Genomic DNA, 16,308 nt, shown 5'->3' on the forward strand with positions numbered 1-16,308 from the left:
GTCACGCCTGCGCGCCCATCTTCTGCGCCAGTTTCAGGGCGGCGATCAGGCTGGCGGGATTGGCGAGGCCTTGCCCGGCGATGTCGAAGGCGGTGCCGTGATCGGGAGAGGTGCGCACGAAGGGCAGGCCGAGGGTGACATTCACCCCCTGGTCGAAATCCAGCGTCTTGATCGGGATCAGCGCCTGATCGTGATACATGCAGATCGCCACGTCATATTTCACGCGGGCGGCGGCATGGAACATCGTGTCGGCGGGATGCGGGCCGCTGAGGCTGAATTCCTGCGGTGCCATCTGCGCCAGCAGGGGTGCGATCCAGTCGATCTCCTCCCGCCCCATGGCGCCGCCTTCGCCGGCGTGCGGGTTGAGCCCGGCCACCGCCAGCCGCGGATGGGCGATGCCGAAGCGGTCGCGCAGGTCGCGGGCGGTGATCTCGATGGTCTCGCGCAGCAGGCTGGGGGTCAGTCGATGCGGGACGTCGGACAGCGCCATGTGGATGGTGGTGGGCACCACCCGCAGCCGGTCGGAGGCCAGCATCATCACCACCCGCTCGACCCCCGCCAGAGCGGCAAGGAATTCGGTATGGCCGGGATAGGCAAAGCCGGCGCCGTCGATCAGCGCCTTCTTGTGAATAGGGGCGGTGCAGATGGCGCTGGCCTGTCCGGCCTGCACCAGCCTCACCGCCGTCTCGATGGCGGCGATGGTGCCGCGGGCATTGGCCGGATCGGCCTGGCCCGGAACCATGGGCGCGGCGAAATCCAGCCGCAAGACCGGCAGGGCGCGGCGGCAGGCGGCCAGCGCCTCGGCCGGATCGCTGATCTCGGCGACGGGCGTGCCGGCAGGCAGGTGGCGCGGATCGCCGATCCAGACAAAGGGGCACTCTGCCCTGAGCGTCTCCCAGGCCTTGACGGCGATCTCGGGGCCGATGCCGGCGGGTTCGCCGCAGCTCAGCGCGACGGGGCGGGCGCTCATTGCTCTTCGATCAGCGCATCGGCCTTGAGCTGCGCCAGCAGGCTCTGCGCATAGCTTTGCAGCCGCTGCTCCAGCAGAGACTGGCCGACCTGATCCTTGGTGACATCGGCGGCCATGTCGGAGGTGCGCGAGCAGAGCATCAGCAGCACCAGGGTCTGGCCGTTGTTGCGGGTCAGCGCGGTGGAGAATTCGCCGGGGTCGAGCTTGGAGAGTTCCAGCGCGACATCCCGCGGGAGCTTGCCCGGCGCCAGGGATTCCCGATCGAGCACTTCCGGCGGCTGGTCCTTGGCGATGCCATAGAGGTCGTCGCAGGTATCGGCGGTCTGTTCGATCCGCGCCGCCGTCGCCAGCGCCTCGGGGCTGCGGCCGCCGGCGATATAATAGGCGGCATAGTCGATCTTGGAATAGTGCGGTTCGGCCACGCCGGTTTCCCGCAGGCCGCGCATCTGGAACAGGGCGACCGCATTGGGCAGCATCACCGGAGCACTGACATCACCCGCCTTCAGACCCATGAGCATCGGTTGCAGCGACGGCGGCAGGCGGTTCAGCGGCAGCCAGTCGAGTCGGCCGCCTTCGGCGCGGCTGTCGCTGGCCGAATATTGCGCAGCGGCGGCGGAAAACGCGTCCGATGTGGTGATCTGCGAGATCTCCTGAGCCAGGGCGTCGACCTGATCCAGGGTTTGCGGCGTCACCGGAATGATGATTTCCGACAGCAGCACCTGCAGCCCGCCGCCTTGGCCCGCCTGGCTGATCGCCCGGTCGATCTCGGCCGGGGTGGGGCGGGCGCGGGCGCCATAGCGGGTGCCGATATAATTGCGCCAGAGCAGCGACGACTTGATGAAATCGCGCACAGTCTCCTGCGCTACGCCACCCTGCTTCAGCGCCTCGAGGAATTCGTCGACCGACATATTGGCGCGCTTGGCCATGTCGTCGAAGCCCTTCTGCACGTCCTCGGGGGCGATGGTGATGTCCATCGTCTTGGCGGCTTGCGCCTTCAGCCGATCCTCGATCAGCGCCTCGTGGGCCATAGTGGCGGGATCGCCGGGGGCGTTCAGCAGATGCATCATCCGCGCCCGCTGGTCGAGTTCATAGCGGGTGATGACATCGCCGTTCACGGTGATGGCGGGGGAAAACAGCCCCTGTGCCGCCAGCGGTTGCGGAGCCAGTGCCGCCGCCGGGGTCAGCCCGATCAGCGCCGCCAAGCCAAGGCCACGGCTGCGTCGGGTCAGAGAAAGCTGCAGAGAGGTCAGGATTTTCCGCATGATCGCCTGTATTTTTCTGTTCCGCTCTCGACGGCGAAGCCGCTCAGAGCGATGGTAAAGCCGAAATTGGTCGAAGGCTCAACACTTGTCGACGATGTATAGCGCCGGTTGAGCGAAAGATCGACCGTGACACATTCGTTCCGATAGATCAGACCAACCCCGGCATAGGTCGCGTTATCCGCCGCGATATCGTAGCGCAGGTTCGCGCCGGCGGTCCAGTTCGGGTTCAACCGATAGCTGCCATCGAACCAGAGTTCCGACACTTCGGCGATGCGGTCCTCCATCGGGTCGATCCCGAGCCAGAGGTAGGAGCCGCTGAGCCTGAGGCGCTGATAGGCCCAGTCGCTGCGCAGTTCGAATTTCGAGAAACTGAAGGAATCGTCCAGCAATCCACGGGCGGTAAAGGCGATGCCGCTGGCATTCTTGATCTGGCCGGCCAGCAGCAGATCGGAATCCTTGCCCGCAAGGCCGGAGCTGACCGAGAAATTCGGATCGGCGATCGACCGAAAGACCTGGCCGGCAGAGGCGGAAATCTGCCAACCCGAGGGGGCGAAACGGGCCCAGTTCACCCCGAGCGCCAGAACGGTGCCGTCCTCGCGCGCGTCCTCCGAGGGGAAGCGCGACAACGCCAGCAGGTTGCCCTGATCGAATTCGACGAAGCGGCTCTCGTCGATCGGCGGCGTGCCGCCGTGCACGTCGCTCCAGCCGAGCTGTACGATCGGCTCGAGGAAATGGGTGACGCCCTTGCCGGTGGTCATGGTCATCGGATAGCGCAGGCTGATCGCGCTGCGCGGGGTGGAGCGGGTGATATGGCTGGGATAGGTGCTGTCGTCGGCGATCTTGAAGACATCGGCCGCGAAGCCCAATTGCCAATCCGCCCTGAGGCCCGAGGCGAAGATCCAGCTGCGCAGATATTCCGCATCCGCGGTGGTGCGGGTGACATCCCGGCCCAGGATATTGGCCGAGGAGGTGCGCTGATAGGCGCGGCTGTCGAGGGTCAGCCGCAACTCGCCGCCGAGGGCGGTGGGGAACAGTCGGCGCTGATAGCTGAAATCGGCGATCCGGGTCGGGATCTCGGCCTCGACCTCGCCGTCGCGCAGCGAGTCGTAATGGATCAGGGCGCTGCGGAAGGCGCTGTCGCGGGTGGTCCGGTTCAGTTCGAGTTCGCTGCGCAGCCGGTCATAGTCGGGCAGGCCGTAGTCGACCAGATAGGCATTGTCCGAGACGGTCTTCAGATCGAAGCTCAGTTTGTAACGGTTGCCGAGATCGAAGCCGCCAGTGGCGAAGAGATAGCCGCGGGTGTCATCGCTTGTCAGATCGTCGCGGGTATAGGCGCCCTCGATTTCGATCCCGCCATGGCGGAAGGCCTGACGATAGCGCAGCCCCATGGTCTTGGTATGCGGCGAAACATAGGGGGTCACCGTCAGGTCGCGGCTGTCGCCGATGCGGAAGAAATAGGGCACCTTGATCCCGGTGCCGAGCTGCGAGGTGGTGCGGAGCGACGGGATCAGAAAACCCGAGGCGCGGTCGAGCGAGGGGTCGGGAAGCCGCAGCGCCGGGAAATAGAACACCGGCACGTCGAGCACGCGGAGCTGGGCGCCCTCGAAATAGAGCTGCCGCTCGGCCTGATCATGGGTGACGCTGCGGGCCCGGATTTGCCACAGGGGCGGCTTGCCATTTTCGCAGACATGGCAAGAGGTTACCGTCGTCTTGTAAAGCTGCGTGTAACGGCCGCCGACACGCACCATCTGCAGCGAGGCCAATTGCACCTGCTGATCGAAGACCAATCTCGCGCCGGTCAGCAGGCCGTTTTGCAACCCTTGGTCCAGTTCCGCCGCATCCGCGAGAATGGTGATATTGCCGGCCTGGTCGATGCGGATCGGCCCTTCGATCTCCAGTTTGCCGCTGTTGCGATCGAAGGTGATCTTCCGCGCCGACAGCCGGGTGTCGCCCTGAAAGGCCTCGACATGCCCCTCGGCCACGAGCTGGCGCTCGGGGGTGATAAAGACCTGATCGGCCACCAGCATGGCCGGAGGCTGCGCTTGCGGCGTCTCGGTCGGCGCGCCCGGGGTTTGGGCGTGCAGCGTCGCCGGCAGCGCCGGGCCGAGCGTCAAGGTGGCAAGGGTCATAAGCAGGGCGGAACGCAGGTTCATCCGTCCTCCGCGTGCAGGAGAAGCCCGAGCGACAGGAACAGGGCCGCGAACGGCGGCGCCCAGGCCGAAAGTGTGATGGGAAGCTGGCCGTTCTCGCCCAGGATTTGGGCGAAGTTGCGGACGAAATAAAGCGCGAAGCCCAGCAGGATCGCCGTCAGCACCGCAACGCCGGTGCCGCCGAAGCGGGTGTGGCGCATGGTGAAGGCGGCGCCGACCAGGACCATGGCGACCAGGAACAGCGGCCGCGCCAGCGCCACCTGATACCAGACCCGCTGCCGGCGGGTGGAAAACCCGGCTTCGTCAAGCTGGCGGATGGTCGAGGGCAGGTTATAGATCGAAACGCGCTCAACTTGACCCAGCGTCTCGAGGATCCGGGTCCGGGTCAGCGTGGTGGCGATGCGCATGCTGGCATGGGTGCTCGACTCCGCCTCGGGGTTGATCCCGGCGCCGAGCGGCCAGACCTTGGCGTCGCTCAGCACCCAGCTGTCGTCCTCGAGCTTGGCGCTGTCCGCGATGATGCGGCGGACCGGCACGCTGTCGGGCGAATAGCTCAGGATGGTCACCCCGTAGAGGGTGGAGGCATCCGGGCCGTGACCGTCGGCATGGATCACCGATTGGCCGCGCGGGCTGCCCTGACGCAGCCAGAGGCCCTCGCCGCTGACCGAGAGCACGGAAGAGGCGCCAGAGCCGCGAAACTGGTCGGAAAGCTGTGCATAACGGTTCGACGTGGCCGCGACGATCGGGTTCAGCAGCGCCACGGCGAGCAGGCCGATCACCAGTGCCACCGTCACCGGCGCGGCGAGCGATCGGATCCCCGATCGACCGATGGCGCGGCTGACCACCAGTTCGCTGCTGCGGGCCAGCCCGACGAAAAGCACCACCGCCGAAAGGATCATGATCAGCGGCAGGATCTGGCTCATCGCGCTGGGGGCATTGAGCAACGACAGATGCAGAAGCTTGCCGAAGCCGAGATTGAGCCCTTCGAAGCGGCGCAATTGTTCGATCAGGTCGATCAGCATGATCAGGGCAAAGAAGATGCCCGCGATCACCCCGAACGCCTGCAGAAAGCGCCGCGCAAAGTAGCGGTCAAGGATCATCCGGCACACCTCGAGAGGGCCGGGCCAGGGACCGGTCCGAGAGGCGGCAGAATCGGCTGTTGCGGGCCGAAAGCATTAGTAGGCACTGCAATCCCCCCGGAGCCGGCCTTCGTCGTTGGGCCGGACCTTAATGCAATTGCCTGGCGGGGAAAACTGCTATCTGGTCAAGCGCGGAGTGCCGCGTTACCCATGGGGGAGACGGGCAAATCCGTGATATTGCAGGAGAACGACATGAGCACCCTCCCGACCATCCGCTTTTCCGAACTGGACCTGAATGCGCTCTCGGGCGTCGAGGGGCGTCTGGCGGTGCTGGTCTCTCCCCAGGGCGAAATGGATGCGGTCGCGCGCCGCGCCAACCGGTTGTCCCGCGGGGCGCTGACCCGGCTGGTGGGCAGTGCGCGTTTTGCCAAGGCCAAGGGCGGCGAGGTGCTGAGCCTGGCATTTCCCGCCGGTCTCGCGGCCGAGGCGCTGGACGTTGTGGTGCTGGAGAAGAAGGCCAGCGCGCTCGACGCGCGGCGGGCCGGTGCGGCGCTGGCCAAGGCCGCAGAGGGCGCGGCGATCACCCTGGCCGCCGGCAGCCACAGGCGCGCCGCCGAACTGGCCCTGGGGCTGGCGCTGCGCAGCTATGATTTCCTGCCGCACAAGACCGGCGAGGCGGCCGAGAAAACCCTTGGCGCCATCACGCTCCTGCTGCGCGATCCGGCGGCGGTCGAGGTCGAGGCGGCACCGCTGCTGGCAGCGGCCGAAGGCGCGCATCTGACCCGCGATCTGATCAACGAACCCGCCAACGTTCTGACCACAACCGCCTTTGCCGACCGCCTGCTGGAGCTCTCCGCGCTGGGGGTCGAGGTCGAGGTGCTGGAAGAAGCCGATCTGGAAAAGCTGGGCATGCGGATGTTGCTGAGCGTCGGCCAGGGCTCCGCCACGCCCACGAAAGTGGTGGTGATGCAGTGGAAGGGGGGCGAGACCGGCGCGGCGCCGCTGGCGCTGGTCGGCAAGGGCGTGGTCTTCGACACCGGCGGCATCAGCCTGAAGCCCGGCGCCGGGATGGAGGACATGACCATGGACATGGGCGGCGCCGGCACCGTCGCCGGCACCATGAAGGCGCTGGCGCTGCGCAAGGCGCCGGCCAATGTCGTGGGCCTGGTGGGATTGGTCGAGAACATGCCCTCGGGCGAGGCGACCCGGCCGGGCGATGTCGTCACCTCGATGAAGGGCGACACCGTCGAGATCATCAATACCGACGCCGAGGGGCGGCTGGTGCTGGGCGATGTGCTTTGGTACGCGCAGGAGCGTTTCGCGCCGGCGGGGGTGATCGATCTGGCCACGCTGACCGGGGCGATCATCATCGGGCTGGGCCATGAGAACGCCGGCGTCTTTTCCAACGACGACACGCTCTGCGGCAATTTCCTCAAGGCGGCGGCGGCCGAGGGCGAGGGCGCCTGGCGGATGCCGATGGGCCCGGCCTATGACCGGCAGCTGAAATCCCGCATCGCCGACATGAAGAACGTCGGCGGCCGTCCGGCCGGCTCGATCACCGCGGCGCAATTCCTGCAACGCTTCGTCAAAGAGGGCACCCCCTGGATTCACCTCGACATCGCGGGCGTCGCCCATGTGAAGGAGGATACCGCCTATGCGCCCGCCGGGGCCACCGGCTGGGGCGTGCTGGCGCTGAACCGTCTGGTGCGGGACGCCTTCGAGGCGGGGTGAGGGCGATGGGCGCCGCCTTCTTCTATCACCTGACCCGGCAGCCGCTGGATCACACGCTGGCGGTGCTGCTCGACAAGGCGCGCGGCGCCGGCTGGCGTATCGCGGTGCGCGGCACCGATGCAGGGCGGATGGAATGGCTGGACGAAAAGCTCTGGCAGGGTCCGGACGATGGATTCCTCGCCCACGGTCTGGCGGGCGGGCCGCATGACGCGCTGCAGCCGATCCTGCTGACGGCGGATCGCGGCCCGGCCCCCAATGATCCCGCTTGCCTGATGACGCTCGACGGCGCCGAGGTGGCGCCGGAGGAGGTCACCGCGCTGGAACGGGTCTGCATCCTCTTCGATGGCCATGACCCCGAGGCGGTGCAGCGCGCCCGCGTCCAGTGGAAGGCGCTGACCGCGGCGGGCTGTTCGGCGCAATACTGGTCGGAGGAATCGGGGCGCTGGGAGAAGAAGGCGGAACGCTAAACGCTAGGCCCGTTTCGGAAACGATCCGTTTTCCCGAGGCGCCGAACAGCGCCGCGTGTAGCGCAGGGCGTAGGGCCCGGTGCAGTGATTGGGAGCGGGCGGGAAGGGGCGCGCGGCTAGCGTTGCAGCACTAGATCGCCGCCGCCGATCTCGATCTTGCCCCAACGCTCCAGATAGGACATGCCAAGCAGGGATTTGTCCATCTCGCCCTCGTTGACCCAGCCGCGGATGTCGCGATCCTCCACCGGACCGAGCGAGATGCGCGCGATCTTCACCGGCGCGGTGCGCACCTGGCCGTTGGCGGTGCTGGCACGGCCGGAATAGGCCAGGTTCTGCAGGTCGATGCCGGCGCGCCGCGCGTCCTTGGCGCTCAGCACCACGCCCGAGGCGCCGGTATCCACCATGAAGTTGACCGGCGCGTCATTGACCATCATGGTCAGGTAATAATGGCCATCGGGCGCGCGCGGCACTTCGATCCGGCCGGCGCTGACCGCAGCGGCGCGACCTGGCAACACCTCGCGCCGGATGTCGTCCCACAGGCCAACCGCGGCGATCACCCCGATGAAGATCAGCACCCAGCCGGCCAGATGCTGCAGCTTCTTGCCAAGCGCTTCGCGGTTCTGCACGAACAGCCAGAACACCAGCACCGCGCCGAGCAGCCCCAGATAGGCCAGATTGCCGATATCCCATGTGTCCATCGCCCGGCACCTCTCCTTGCTTCACCGCGATATGTAAGCGCTGCGAGACCGGGTTACCAGTTCGCCAGCCCATAGGCGCGCAGCCCGTCGAGCACGAATTGCACCGAAAGCGCCGCCAGCAGCATGCCGAGCAGGCGGGTGACCACCACGATGCCGGTCTTGCCCAGTAACCGCTCCAGCAGCCCCGCCATCAGGAAGAGCGTGAAAACCACCCCCAGCACCGCCAGCATCACCCCCACCACGGTGGCGAGCCCGGCGAGGCCCGGACGCTCGCCGGTCAGCAGGATCATCGAGGCGATGGCGCCGGGTCCGGCGATCAGCGGAATGGCGAGCGGAAAGACCGAAGGGTCGGGGTGATCGGTCGCCTCGGTCTGGTCGCCGGCCTGATCCTCGCGCCGCTTGCTGCGGCGCTCGAACAGCATGTCGAGCGCGGTCAGGAACAGCAGAATGCCGCCGGCGATGCGGAAGGCCGGCATGGTGATGCCGACAAAGCCCAGCACCGCCTCGCCGAAGGCGGCAAAGACGGTCAGCAGCACGGCGGCGACGATGCAGGCCCTGAGCCCGATGGCGCGGCGCTGCCGCTGGGTCATTCCTTGCGTCATCGCCAGAAACAGCGGCATCAGCCCGATCGGGTCGACGATCACGAAGAGTGTGGCGAAGGCGGTGATCAGAAAGGCGCTGTCCATGTCGCTCCTTTATCGGATGTCTTCCGGCCAGCTTGGCGCGGCCCGCAGCAAAAGGAAAGTCTCGGCGCGGAGCGCGACCGCCGGATGCCCCTGCGGGGCAGGCCTCCGGCGGCCGTATTTGGGACGAAGAGAAAGGGCGCGCCCTGCTGCTGCTTCTTCTCGTTGCAAATACGGCCGGGGGAAAGCGCGGCAGCGCCGCGCTTGGGGGCGGGAGCCCCCGGGCTACGACCGACGCGATATCAGCCCTCGGCCGCCTCCAGCCGCTCCTGCGCCTTGAGCCAGAGCGCTTCGGCCTTGTCCATCGCCTCGCTCAGCTCGGCGTATTTGCGGTTCCAGACCTCAAGCTCGCCGACCCGTTCCGCCTCGTAGAGCGCGGGATCGGCCAGCTTCGCCGCCAGCTTGTCCTGCATGTCGTTCAGCTTGCCGACCCGCTCCTCGCATTTGCGCACCTCGGAGCGCAGCGCCTGCAGGGCCTCGCGGGTGGCGCGCTTGGGTTTCTCCGCCTCTGCCAGCTTGGCGGGCTTGGTCGGCGTGTCGCGCTGCAACAGCTCGGCGCGATAGGTTTCCAGATCGCCCTCATAGGGGGCGACGCGGCCGCCCTTGACCAGCCACAGCCGGTCGGCGACCAGGCTCAGCAGGTGCATGTCGTGGCTGACCAGGATCACCGCGCCGGAATAGGCGGTCAGCGCCTCGACCAGCGCCTCGCGGCTCTCGATGTCGAGGTGGTTGGTCGGCTCGTCGAGGATCAGCATATGGGGGGCGTCGATGGTGGCCAGCAGCAGCGACAGCCGCGCCTTCTGGCCGCCGGAGAGCTGGCCCACCACGGTTTCCGCCTGATCGGCGCCCAGACCGAAGCCCGCCAGCCGCGCCCTGAGCTTCGACTGATGCTCGCCGGGGCGGACGCGCTGCAGGTGCTGCAGCGGGGTCTCGTCGACATAAAGCTCGTCGACCTGATGCTGGGCGAAGAAGCCGATCCGCAGCTTGGCCGAGCGGACCATCTTGCCGTCGATCAAGGGAAGCCGGTCCGACAGCATCTTCGACAGCGTCGACTTGCCCTCGCCATTGCGGCCCAGGAGCGCGATGCGGTCATCCTGGTCGATCCTGAGCGTCATGCCGCGCAGGATGACGGTGTCGCCATAGCCGGTCGAGGCGCCTTCGAGCGAGATGATCGGCGGCGACAGCTCCTCGGGTTCGGGGAAGGTGAAGACGGTGCGCGCCGCATCCTCGGGCGCGGTGATCTTTTCCATCTTCTCCAGCATCTTGACCCGCGACTGCGCCTGTTTGGCCTTGCTGGCCTTGGCCTTGAAGCGGTCGACGAAGCTTTGCAGATGGGCCCGGCGGGCGTCCTGTTTCTTGGCCGCCGCCGCCTGCAGCGCGCGCTGTTCGGCGCGCTGGCGGGCGAATTGGTCGTAGGTGCCGCTATAGAGGGTGAGCTTCTTGTCCTCGAGATGCAGGATCGCGCCCACGGCACGGTTCAGCAGGCCGCGGTCGTGGCTGATCACGATCACCGTATGGGGGTATTTGCCCAGATAGTTTTCCAGCCAGAGCGCGCCTTCGAGGTCGAGATAGTTGGTCGGCTCGTCAAGCAGCAGCAGGTCGGGCTGGGCGAAGAGCACCGCCGCCAGCGCCACCCGCATCCGCCAGCCGCCGGAGTAATCCGAACAGGGCCGTTGCTGGGCCTCGTCGTCGAACCCCAGCCCCTTGAGGATCGCGCTCGCGCGCGCCTCGGCCGACCAGGCGTCGATATCGGCGAGTCGCATCTGCACCTCGGCGATCCGATGGGGATCGGTGGCGGTCTCGGCCTCGGCCAGCAGGGCGGCGCGTTCGGTATCGGCCTCCAGCACGGTGTCGATCAGCGAGGTGGAGGAGGAGGGCACCTCCTGCGCGACGCCGCCGATCCGGGCGCGGGCGGGCAGGGTGATCGCCCCCGATTCCAGCGCCAGTTCGCCACGCAGCAGGCGGAACAGCGTGGTCTTGCCGGCGCCGTTGCGTCCGATCAGGCCCACCTTGTGGCCATCGGGAATCGTGGCGCTGGCGCCTTCGATCAGGGTGCGGCCCGCGACCGCATAGGAAATGTTCTCTATTCTCAGCATGGGGCGCTCATAGCAGAGGCTTGAGCCCGCCGCCAGCGGCTGCGGGATGGTCATCCGAGGGCGGGCGTGATAGCCGCGAAACGCTGTTTCATCCCTTATGTCCTGAGGCTCCCATGCGCCCCGCCAACACGCCGCCGCATTTGCTGACCCTGATCCTGGCCAACGCGCTGTCGGTCTTGGCGCTGAACATGTTCCTGCCCTCGCTCGCCGAGATTTCCGAGGCGCTCAAAGCCGACTACGGGTTGGTGAACCTGTCGATCGCCGGCTATCTGGCGATTTCGGCGGTGCTGCAACTGGCGATGGGGCCGCTATCGGATCGCTATGGCCGGCGGCCGGTGATGCTGGTGTCCACCGCCATTTTCGTCATCGCCTCGGTCGGCTGCGCGCTGGCGCAGAACGTCTGGGTGTTTTTGGGGTTTCGCCTATTGCAGGCGGGCATCGTGTCGGGCCAGGTGCTGTCGCGGGCGGTGATCCGCGATCTGCATGCCCCCAAGGATGCGGCGAAGATGCTGGGCCATGTCGCCATGGCGATGGCGCTGGCGCCGATGCTGGGGCCGATGCTGGGGGGCGGGCTCGACATGCTGTTCGGCTGGCGGTCGTCCTTCGTGCTCTATTCGCTGCTGGGGGCGGCGCTGCTGGTGATCCTCTGGGTTGATCTGGGCGAGACCAATGCCGCCGCCGCCGGGGCGAGCTTTGCGCGGCAGATGCGCGACTATCCCGAACTGTTCCGCTCGCGCCGGTTCTGGGGCTATAGCCTGTGCTATGCCTTCGCGGTGGCCGGGTTCTTCGCCTTCATCACCGGGGCGCCGCTGGTGGCGGCCGCCTGGTACGATCTGAGCCCGGCGGCGTTGGGGCTGGGGATCGGCATCATCACGGTGGGCTTCATGGTGGGCAACTTCGTCTCCGGCCTGCTGAGCGCGCGGACCGAGCTGGTGACCATGGTGTTGGCGGGCCGGGTCTTTGCCACGCTGGGGCCGATCGGTGGGCTGGCGCTGTTCTTTGCGGGGGCCGGCACGCTCTGGGTGTTCTTCGGCTCGGCCATCGTGGTGGGCTTCGGCAACGGGCTGACCAATGCCAATGCCAATGCCGGGGTGATGTCGGTCAGGCCGCAGCTGGCGGGCAGCGCCTCGGGGCTGTCGGGGGCGATGACGGTGGCGCTGGGGGCGGTGATGACCAGCCTGACCGGTGCTCTGGTCACGACAGAGCGCGCGCCCTACATCGTTTTGGGCATCATGTTGTCGACCAGCATCCTCGGCCTGCTCGCGGCGCTTTACGTGCGTTGGGTCGATAAGCGCGATCCGCTGCCGCCGGGGCTTTGATCCGATCGCGTGCGGCGCCGGCCTGAAGCCTTTTCAATCACGCCCGCGCATGTTAGGCGGCGCGCAATATCAGTCCCGCCCGCAGCCCCTGCAGGGCGGCCAGTCTTAGGAGCAAGCCCCATGGCACTGGAACGCACGTTCTCGATCATCAAACCCGACGCCACCCGCCGCAATCTGACCGGCAAGATCAACGCCAAATTCGAGGAAGCCGGCCTGCGCATCGTGGCGCAGAAGCGGATCCTGATGACCAAGGCGCAGGCCGGCGAATTCTACGGCGTGCACAAGGAACGCCCCTTCTATGACGAGCTGTGCGAATTCATGTCGTCCGGCTCGGTCGTGGTGCAGGTTCTGGAAGGCGAAAACGCCATTGCCAAGAACCGCGAAGTGATGGGCGCCACCAACCCGGCGGATGCCGCCGCCGGCACCATCCGCGCCGAATTTGCCGAATCCGTGGGCGAGAACTCGGTCCACGGCTCGGACGCGCCGGAAACCGCGGCGGTCGAGATCGCCTATTTCTTCGCCGGCACCGAAATCGTCGGCTGAGACGGGATCACATCCGTTTCGAAAGGGGGTCTTCGGGCCCCCTTTTGTTTTTTGGAAGGGGGGTACCTCCGGGTGAATGTCGGCAGGGCCCTATCGCCGCCGTTCGATCACCCCGATCTCGTTCAGCACCGCCTCGAGCGCGCCAAGCGCCGGGTCGCCCTTGCCGCGGACCTCGGCGCAGATGGCATCGAAGCGGGCGCGCAGCGCCTTCTTCTCGTCGCCCTGGCAATCGTTCCAGGGCCGCCCCTGCAACCCCATGACCATGGCGTAATAGCCGATGAAATGCGGCCGGCTGCCGGCCTGCAACAGCCGGCGATAGGCCGCATCCGGGCCAAGGGCGCGCAGCTCCTCGGCCGAATGGATGCCGGCGCGGGCATAGGGGGCGACCGAGGCGGGGCCGAGATTGCGGATGGCGGAAACGGGCTCTGACATGGGGGGACCTTAGCGCCGCGCGGGCGCGCTGCCAATCAGGCGCTTGGGCTGCGCAACTGGCGGCGCGGATCGGCCTCGCCGGCCAGCCCCATCACCTTCAGCGCCTCGTCCCGGCACTGGAAGATCAGCTCGCGCATCACGGTTTCCGCCGCCAGGTCGTCACGCGCGGTCACATGGGTCAGCACCTGGCGCCAGGTCGCGGCATTCTCCTGCCGCCGCTCGGGGGTGCGGAAATCGACGTGGAACTCGCGCCACAGCAGCGCCCAGACGATGTCGTTGGCATTGCTGCGGATGGTGCGTAGCAGCATCGGGCTCTCCGAGCAGAGCGCCAGCGCGGTGCCGATCCGCCCCGAGGTCAGCGCAAAGCGCATCGGCTTGCAGTTCTCCTCCCGCGTCAGCGCTTCCAGCGCCTCGACCCGGCGGCGCAGTTCCGCCAGATCGGGGCCGGTCCACATCAGCGCCGCATAGCGGGCGCTGAGCCCCAGGAGCGAGGCATAGACGTTCATCGCGTCGGCCAGGGTGTTGCGATCGAACCGGCCCACCACCGCGCCGCGGCGGGGGAAGAGATCGGCCAGGCCGCGGTTGGTGAGAATGCGCAGCGCGTCGCGGATCGGTCCGCGGCTGACCTGATAGTAGGCGGCGAGATCAGTTTCGATCAGCCGGTCGCCTTCTTGCAATTCGCCGGCCATGATCCTTCGGGTCAGATCGTCGGAAATCCGCTCGGGCAGGTCGCGGTGACCGCGCCAGGTCAGGGGATCGTCGGACGACTCACTCATGGCGGAACGTCGAAATGGGACGGCGGAGGGCATCGGACTACCTCGTGATACTGCGTAATTAAAGTACTAACATGCTGAGATAAATCATAAAACAATTAAATTGAAGACAATTGACGAAATGCGGTCTTTGGCCTTACTCTTCCCTCGCGGCCCGCGTCCGGGGAGGAACGGGCAGGCCGCAGTCATCGGGAGGAGAAGCCTCATGTCATCAGTCCGCCACAGCGCGGGCGCGGTCGAAATCGGCCGCGCTCTGGAGCTGCTTTGGGCCCTGCGCCTGCCGCGCCGTCGGTGCGGGCCGGTGCGGGATGCTGTCCGCTTCCCCCATCAGCCCCAAGAAAGGACCGCAGAATGACCCCGCCCATCGATTCCGCCCTGGCCGAAGCCGCGCCGCTGACCGAAGCCGATTATCTGGCGCGCGTGCGCGCCGCCCAGGCCGCGATCTGGCCCAAGGAGGTGCCGACCGAGCCGTTCTATCCGCATGGCGAGGTCGGCATCACCGATTACCTGCGCGCATGGGCTGCGGTGCAGCCTGAAAAGGTGCTCTACAACTTCTATGGCGGCACCCTGACCTATGGCGAGATGGATCGGCTGTCGGATCGCTTTGCTGCGCGTCTGGCCGCCGATGGGGTGAAGCCGGGCGACCGGGTGGCGGTGCTGATGGGCAATTGCCCGCAATTCGCCATCGCCTTCTTCGGCATCCTCAAGGCCGGCGCCGTGCATGTGCCGGTGAACCCGATGTTCCGCGAGGCCGAGCTGATCTATGAGCTGAACGATGCGGACGCCGAGATCATCCTGGCCGCCGACGTTCTGGTGCCGCTGGTCATGGCGGTGCGCGATCAGGTCACCCTGCGCAAGATCTACTCGACCGGCATGGCCGATTGGATCCCCGAGACGCCGGCCTTCCATTGCCCCGCCTCGATCATCTCGGCCGCGACGACGCCGGTAGGCACCGAGGATTTCATCGAGGCGCTGGAGGCCTGTGACGCTCCGGTGCCGCAGATTGCCACCGATCTCGATGCGGTGGCGGCGCTGAACTATACCGGCGGCACCACCGGCATGCCGAAGGGCTGCGTCCATACCCAGCGGCACATGATCTATACCTCGGCCACCACCTGCACCATGGGCACCGAGCTGGGGCAGGAGAATGTGGCGGTCTGCTTCCATCCGCTGTTCTGGATCGCGGGCGAGGATATGGGGCTGCTGTTCCCGGTCTTCTCGGGCTGCACCTGCATCCTGCTGGGGCGCTGGGACGCGGTCAGCTTCATGTCCGCGGTCGACCGGTTGAAACCCGATCAGGCAAGCCTGCTGGTCGACAATGCGGTCGAGGTGCTCGAGCATCCCGAGGTCAGCCGCTATGACCTGAGTTCGATCAAGACCACGCGGGTCTCTTCCTTCGTCAAGAAGCTGAACCACGATTACCGCACCCGCTGGTTCGAGCGCACCGGGTCCGTCATGGCCGAGGCCGCCTGGGGCATGACCGAAACCCACACCTGCGACACCTTCACCACCGGGTTCCAGCACGATGATTGGGATCTGGACCAGCAGCCGGTCTTCGTGGGCATGCCCTGCCCGGGGACCGAGTTCAAGATTTGCGATTTCGACACCGGCGCGCTGAAACCGCTGGGGGAGGAAGGCGAGATCTGCGTGCGTTCGCCCTCGCTGCTGAGCTCCTATTGGAACAAGCCCGAGGCGACGGCGGATTTGATGCGGGGCGGCTGGCTGCATACCGGCGACATCGGCGTGCTCGACGACAATGGGCTGCTGCATTTCCTCGGCCGTCGGAAAGAGATGCTGAAGGTCAAGGGCATGTCGGTCTTTCCGGCCGAGCTTGAGGCGATGCTGGGTCGTCACCCGGCGATCATCGGCTCGGGCGTGATCGGGCGGCCCGATCCCGACAAGGGGCAGGTGCCGGTGGCCTTCGTGACGCTGGCAGAGGGCAAGGAAGCCACCGAGGCCGAGATCGAGGCCTGGTGCGCCGATGCCATGGCCATCTACAAGCGCCCGGAGGTCCGCATCGTCGAAAGCTTGCCGATGACCGCCACGGGCAAGGTGAAGAAGGACGAACTGGCCAAGCTTCTGTAAGCCGGCCGGGAAGGGACGAG

Annotated in this window: 14 protein-coding genes; 5 read left to right on the forward strand and 9 right to left on the reverse strand. The window is 66.8% G+C overall.

All coding sequences use genetic code 11. The annotated features are described in order from the left end of the window. Nucleotide 1 precedes the first annotated feature (1 nt). From pdxA to lptG, 4 genes are read right to left on the reverse strand one after another with little or no spacing between them, the layout of a single operon-like run. A complete protein-coding gene (pdxA, locus tag ACN0V4_RS05295; RefSeq protein WP_417673732.1) occupies nucleotides 2-970 on the reverse strand; it encodes a 4-hydroxythreonine-4-phosphate dehydrogenase PdxA in 969 nt (322 codons plus the stop codon). After that, nucleotides 967-2,232, reverse strand: coding sequence for a peptidylprolyl isomerase (locus ACN0V4_RS05300; protein ID WP_417673733.1), 1,266 nt, complete (start codon nucleotides 2,230-2,232; stop codon nucleotides 967-969). The genes pdxA and ACN0V4_RS05300 overlap by 4 nt, the downstream gene beginning before the upstream one ends. After that, nucleotides 2,217-4,385, reverse strand: coding sequence for an LPS-assembly protein LptD (locus ACN0V4_RS05305; RefSeq protein WP_417673734.1), 2,169 nt, complete (start codon nucleotides 4,383-4,385; stop codon nucleotides 2,217-2,219). The genes ACN0V4_RS05300 and ACN0V4_RS05305 overlap by 16 nt, the downstream gene beginning before the upstream one ends. Continuing rightward, nucleotides 4,382-5,482: an LPS export ABC transporter permease LptG gene (gene lptG / locus ACN0V4_RS05310; protein ID WP_417673735.1), complete on the reverse strand. Its 1,101-nt coding sequence runs from the start codon at nucleotides 5,480-5,482 to the stop codon at nucleotides 4,382-4,384. Before lptG ends, ACN0V4_RS05305 begins: the two co-directional genes overlap by 4 nt. Nucleotides 5,483-5,713: 231 nt before the next feature. Between lptG and ACN0V4_RS05315 the strand changes: the two genes are divergently transcribed. Beyond that, nucleotides 5,714-7,192, forward strand: coding sequence for a leucyl aminopeptidase (locus tag ACN0V4_RS05315; protein ID WP_417673737.1), 1,479 nt, complete (start codon nucleotides 5,714-5,716; stop codon nucleotides 7,190-7,192). A gap of 5 nt (nucleotides 7,193-7,197) precedes the next feature. Next, nucleotides 7,198-7,659 carry a DNA polymerase III subunit chi gene (locus ACN0V4_RS05320; RefSeq protein ID WP_417673739.1) on the forward strand — a complete coding sequence of 154 codons (462 nt, stop codon included), beginning with the start codon at nucleotides 7,198-7,200 and terminating at the stop codon, nucleotides 7,657-7,659. Between the two features lie 116 nt (nucleotides 7,660-7,775). Here the strand turns inward: ACN0V4_RS05320 and ACN0V4_RS05325 are convergent, their stop codons facing one another. The 3 genes from ACN0V4_RS05325 to ACN0V4_RS05335 form a co-directional block, all read right to left on the reverse strand. Then, nucleotides 7,776-8,357 carry a retropepsin-like aspartic protease family protein gene (locus tag ACN0V4_RS05325; RefSeq protein ID WP_417673741.1) on the reverse strand — a complete coding sequence of 194 codons (582 nt, stop codon included), beginning with the start codon at nucleotides 8,355-8,357 and terminating at the stop codon, nucleotides 7,776-7,778. Nucleotides 8,358-8,410: 53 nt separating this feature from the next. Further along, nucleotides 8,411-9,043, reverse strand: coding sequence for a MarC family protein (locus ACN0V4_RS05330; protein ID WP_417673743.1), 633 nt, complete (start codon nucleotides 9,041-9,043; stop codon nucleotides 8,411-8,413). Between the two features lie 239 nt (nucleotides 9,044-9,282). Next, entirely contained in the window at nucleotides 9,283-11,136 is a 1,854-nt protein-coding gene (locus ACN0V4_RS05335) for an ABC-F family ATP-binding cassette domain-containing protein (RefSeq protein WP_417673745.1), read from the reverse strand. Nucleotides 11,137-11,249: 113 nt separating this feature from the next. On the opposite strand from ACN0V4_RS05335, the gene ACN0V4_RS05340 reads away from it, so the two are divergent. Continuing rightward, nucleotides 11,250-12,455, forward strand: a complete 1,206-nt coding sequence (locus ACN0V4_RS05340; RefSeq protein WP_417673747.1) for a multidrug effflux MFS transporter — start codon at nucleotides 11,250-11,252, stop codon at nucleotides 12,453-12,455. Between the two features lie 120 nt (nucleotides 12,456-12,575). Then, nucleotides 12,576-12,998, forward strand: a complete 423-nt coding sequence (gene ndk, locus ACN0V4_RS05345) for a nucleoside-diphosphate kinase (RefSeq protein WP_417673749.1) — start codon at nucleotides 12,576-12,578, stop codon at nucleotides 12,996-12,998. Between the two features lie 90 nt (nucleotides 12,999-13,088). On the opposite strand, the gene ACN0V4_RS05350 is transcribed toward ndk, so the two are convergent. Together ACN0V4_RS05350 and ACN0V4_RS05355 are read right to left on the reverse strand one after the other, a co-directional pair. Next, nucleotides 13,089-13,430 (reverse strand): TfoX/Sxy family protein, encoded by a 342-nt coding sequence (locus ACN0V4_RS05350; RefSeq protein ID WP_417673751.1) that lies wholly within the window; start codon nucleotides 13,428-13,430, stop codon nucleotides 13,089-13,091. A gap of 35 nt (nucleotides 13,431-13,465) precedes the next feature. Then, on the reverse strand, nucleotides 13,466-14,206 hold the full coding sequence (locus ACN0V4_RS05355) for a GntR family transcriptional regulator (protein WP_417673753.1): 741 nt from the start codon (nucleotides 14,204-14,206) through the stop codon (nucleotides 13,466-13,468). Nucleotides 14,207-14,554: 348 nt separating this feature from the next. Between ACN0V4_RS05355 and ACN0V4_RS05360 the strand changes: the two genes are divergently transcribed. Beyond that, nucleotides 14,555-16,288 carry an AMP-binding protein gene (locus tag ACN0V4_RS05360; RefSeq protein WP_417673755.1) on the forward strand — a complete coding sequence of 578 codons (1,734 nt, stop codon included), beginning with the start codon at nucleotides 14,555-14,557 and terminating at the stop codon, nucleotides 16,286-16,288. Nucleotides 16,289-16,308 lie beyond the last annotated feature (20 nt).

This window comes from Pseudodonghicola sp. (assembly GCF_048268305.1).
Taxonomy (GTDB): Bacteria; Pseudomonadota; Alphaproteobacteria; order Rhodobacterales; family Rhodobacteraceae; genus Pseudodonghicola.

Coding starts and splice junctions, on each gene's coding strand:
- pdxA (WP_417673732.1), bottom strand. CDS start 970: ATGAGCGCCCGCCCCGTCGCGCTGAGCTGCGGCGAACCCGCCGGCATC.
- ACN0V4_RS05300 (WP_417673733.1), bottom strand. CDS start 2,232: ATGCGGAAAATCCTGACCTCTCTGCAGCTTTCTCTGACCCGACGCAGC.
- ACN0V4_RS05305 (WP_417673734.1), bottom strand. CDS start 4,385: ATGAACCTGCGTTCCGCCCTGCTTATGACCCTTGCCACCTTGACGCTC.
- lptG (WP_417673735.1), bottom strand. CDS start 5,482: ATGATCCTTGACCGCTACTTTGCGCGGCGCTTTCTGCAGGCGTTCGGG.
- ACN0V4_RS05315 (WP_417673737.1), top strand. CDS start 5,714: ATGAGCACCCTCCCGACCATCCGCTTTTCCGAACTGGACCTGAATGCG.
- ACN0V4_RS05320 (WP_417673739.1), top strand. CDS start 7,198: ATGGGCGCCGCCTTCTTCTATCACCTGACCCGGCAGCCGCTGGATCAC.
- ACN0V4_RS05325 (WP_417673741.1), bottom strand. CDS start 8,357: ATGGACACATGGGATATCGGCAATCTGGCCTATCTGGGGCTGCTCGGC.
- ACN0V4_RS05330 (WP_417673743.1), bottom strand. CDS start 9,043: ATGGACAGCGCCTTTCTGATCACCGCCTTCGCCACACTCTTCGTGATC.
- ACN0V4_RS05335 (WP_417673745.1), bottom strand. CDS start 11,136: ATGCTGAGAATAGAGAACATTTCCTATGCGGTCGCGGGCCGCACCCTG.
- ACN0V4_RS05340 (WP_417673747.1), top strand. CDS start 11,250: ATGCGCCCCGCCAACACGCCGCCGCATTTGCTGACCCTGATCCTGGCC.
- ndk (WP_417673749.1), top strand. CDS start 12,576: ATGGCACTGGAACGCACGTTCTCGATCATCAAACCCGACGCCACCCGC.
- ACN0V4_RS05350 (WP_417673751.1), bottom strand. CDS start 13,430: ATGTCAGAGCCCGTTTCCGCCATCCGCAATCTCGGCCCCGCCTCGGTC.
- ACN0V4_RS05355 (WP_417673753.1), bottom strand. CDS start 14,206: ATGAGTGAGTCGTCCGACGATCCCCTGACCTGGCGCGGTCACCGCGAC.
- ACN0V4_RS05360 (WP_417673755.1), top strand. CDS start 14,555: ATGACCCCGCCCATCGATTCCGCCCTGGCCGAAGCCGCGCCGCTGACC.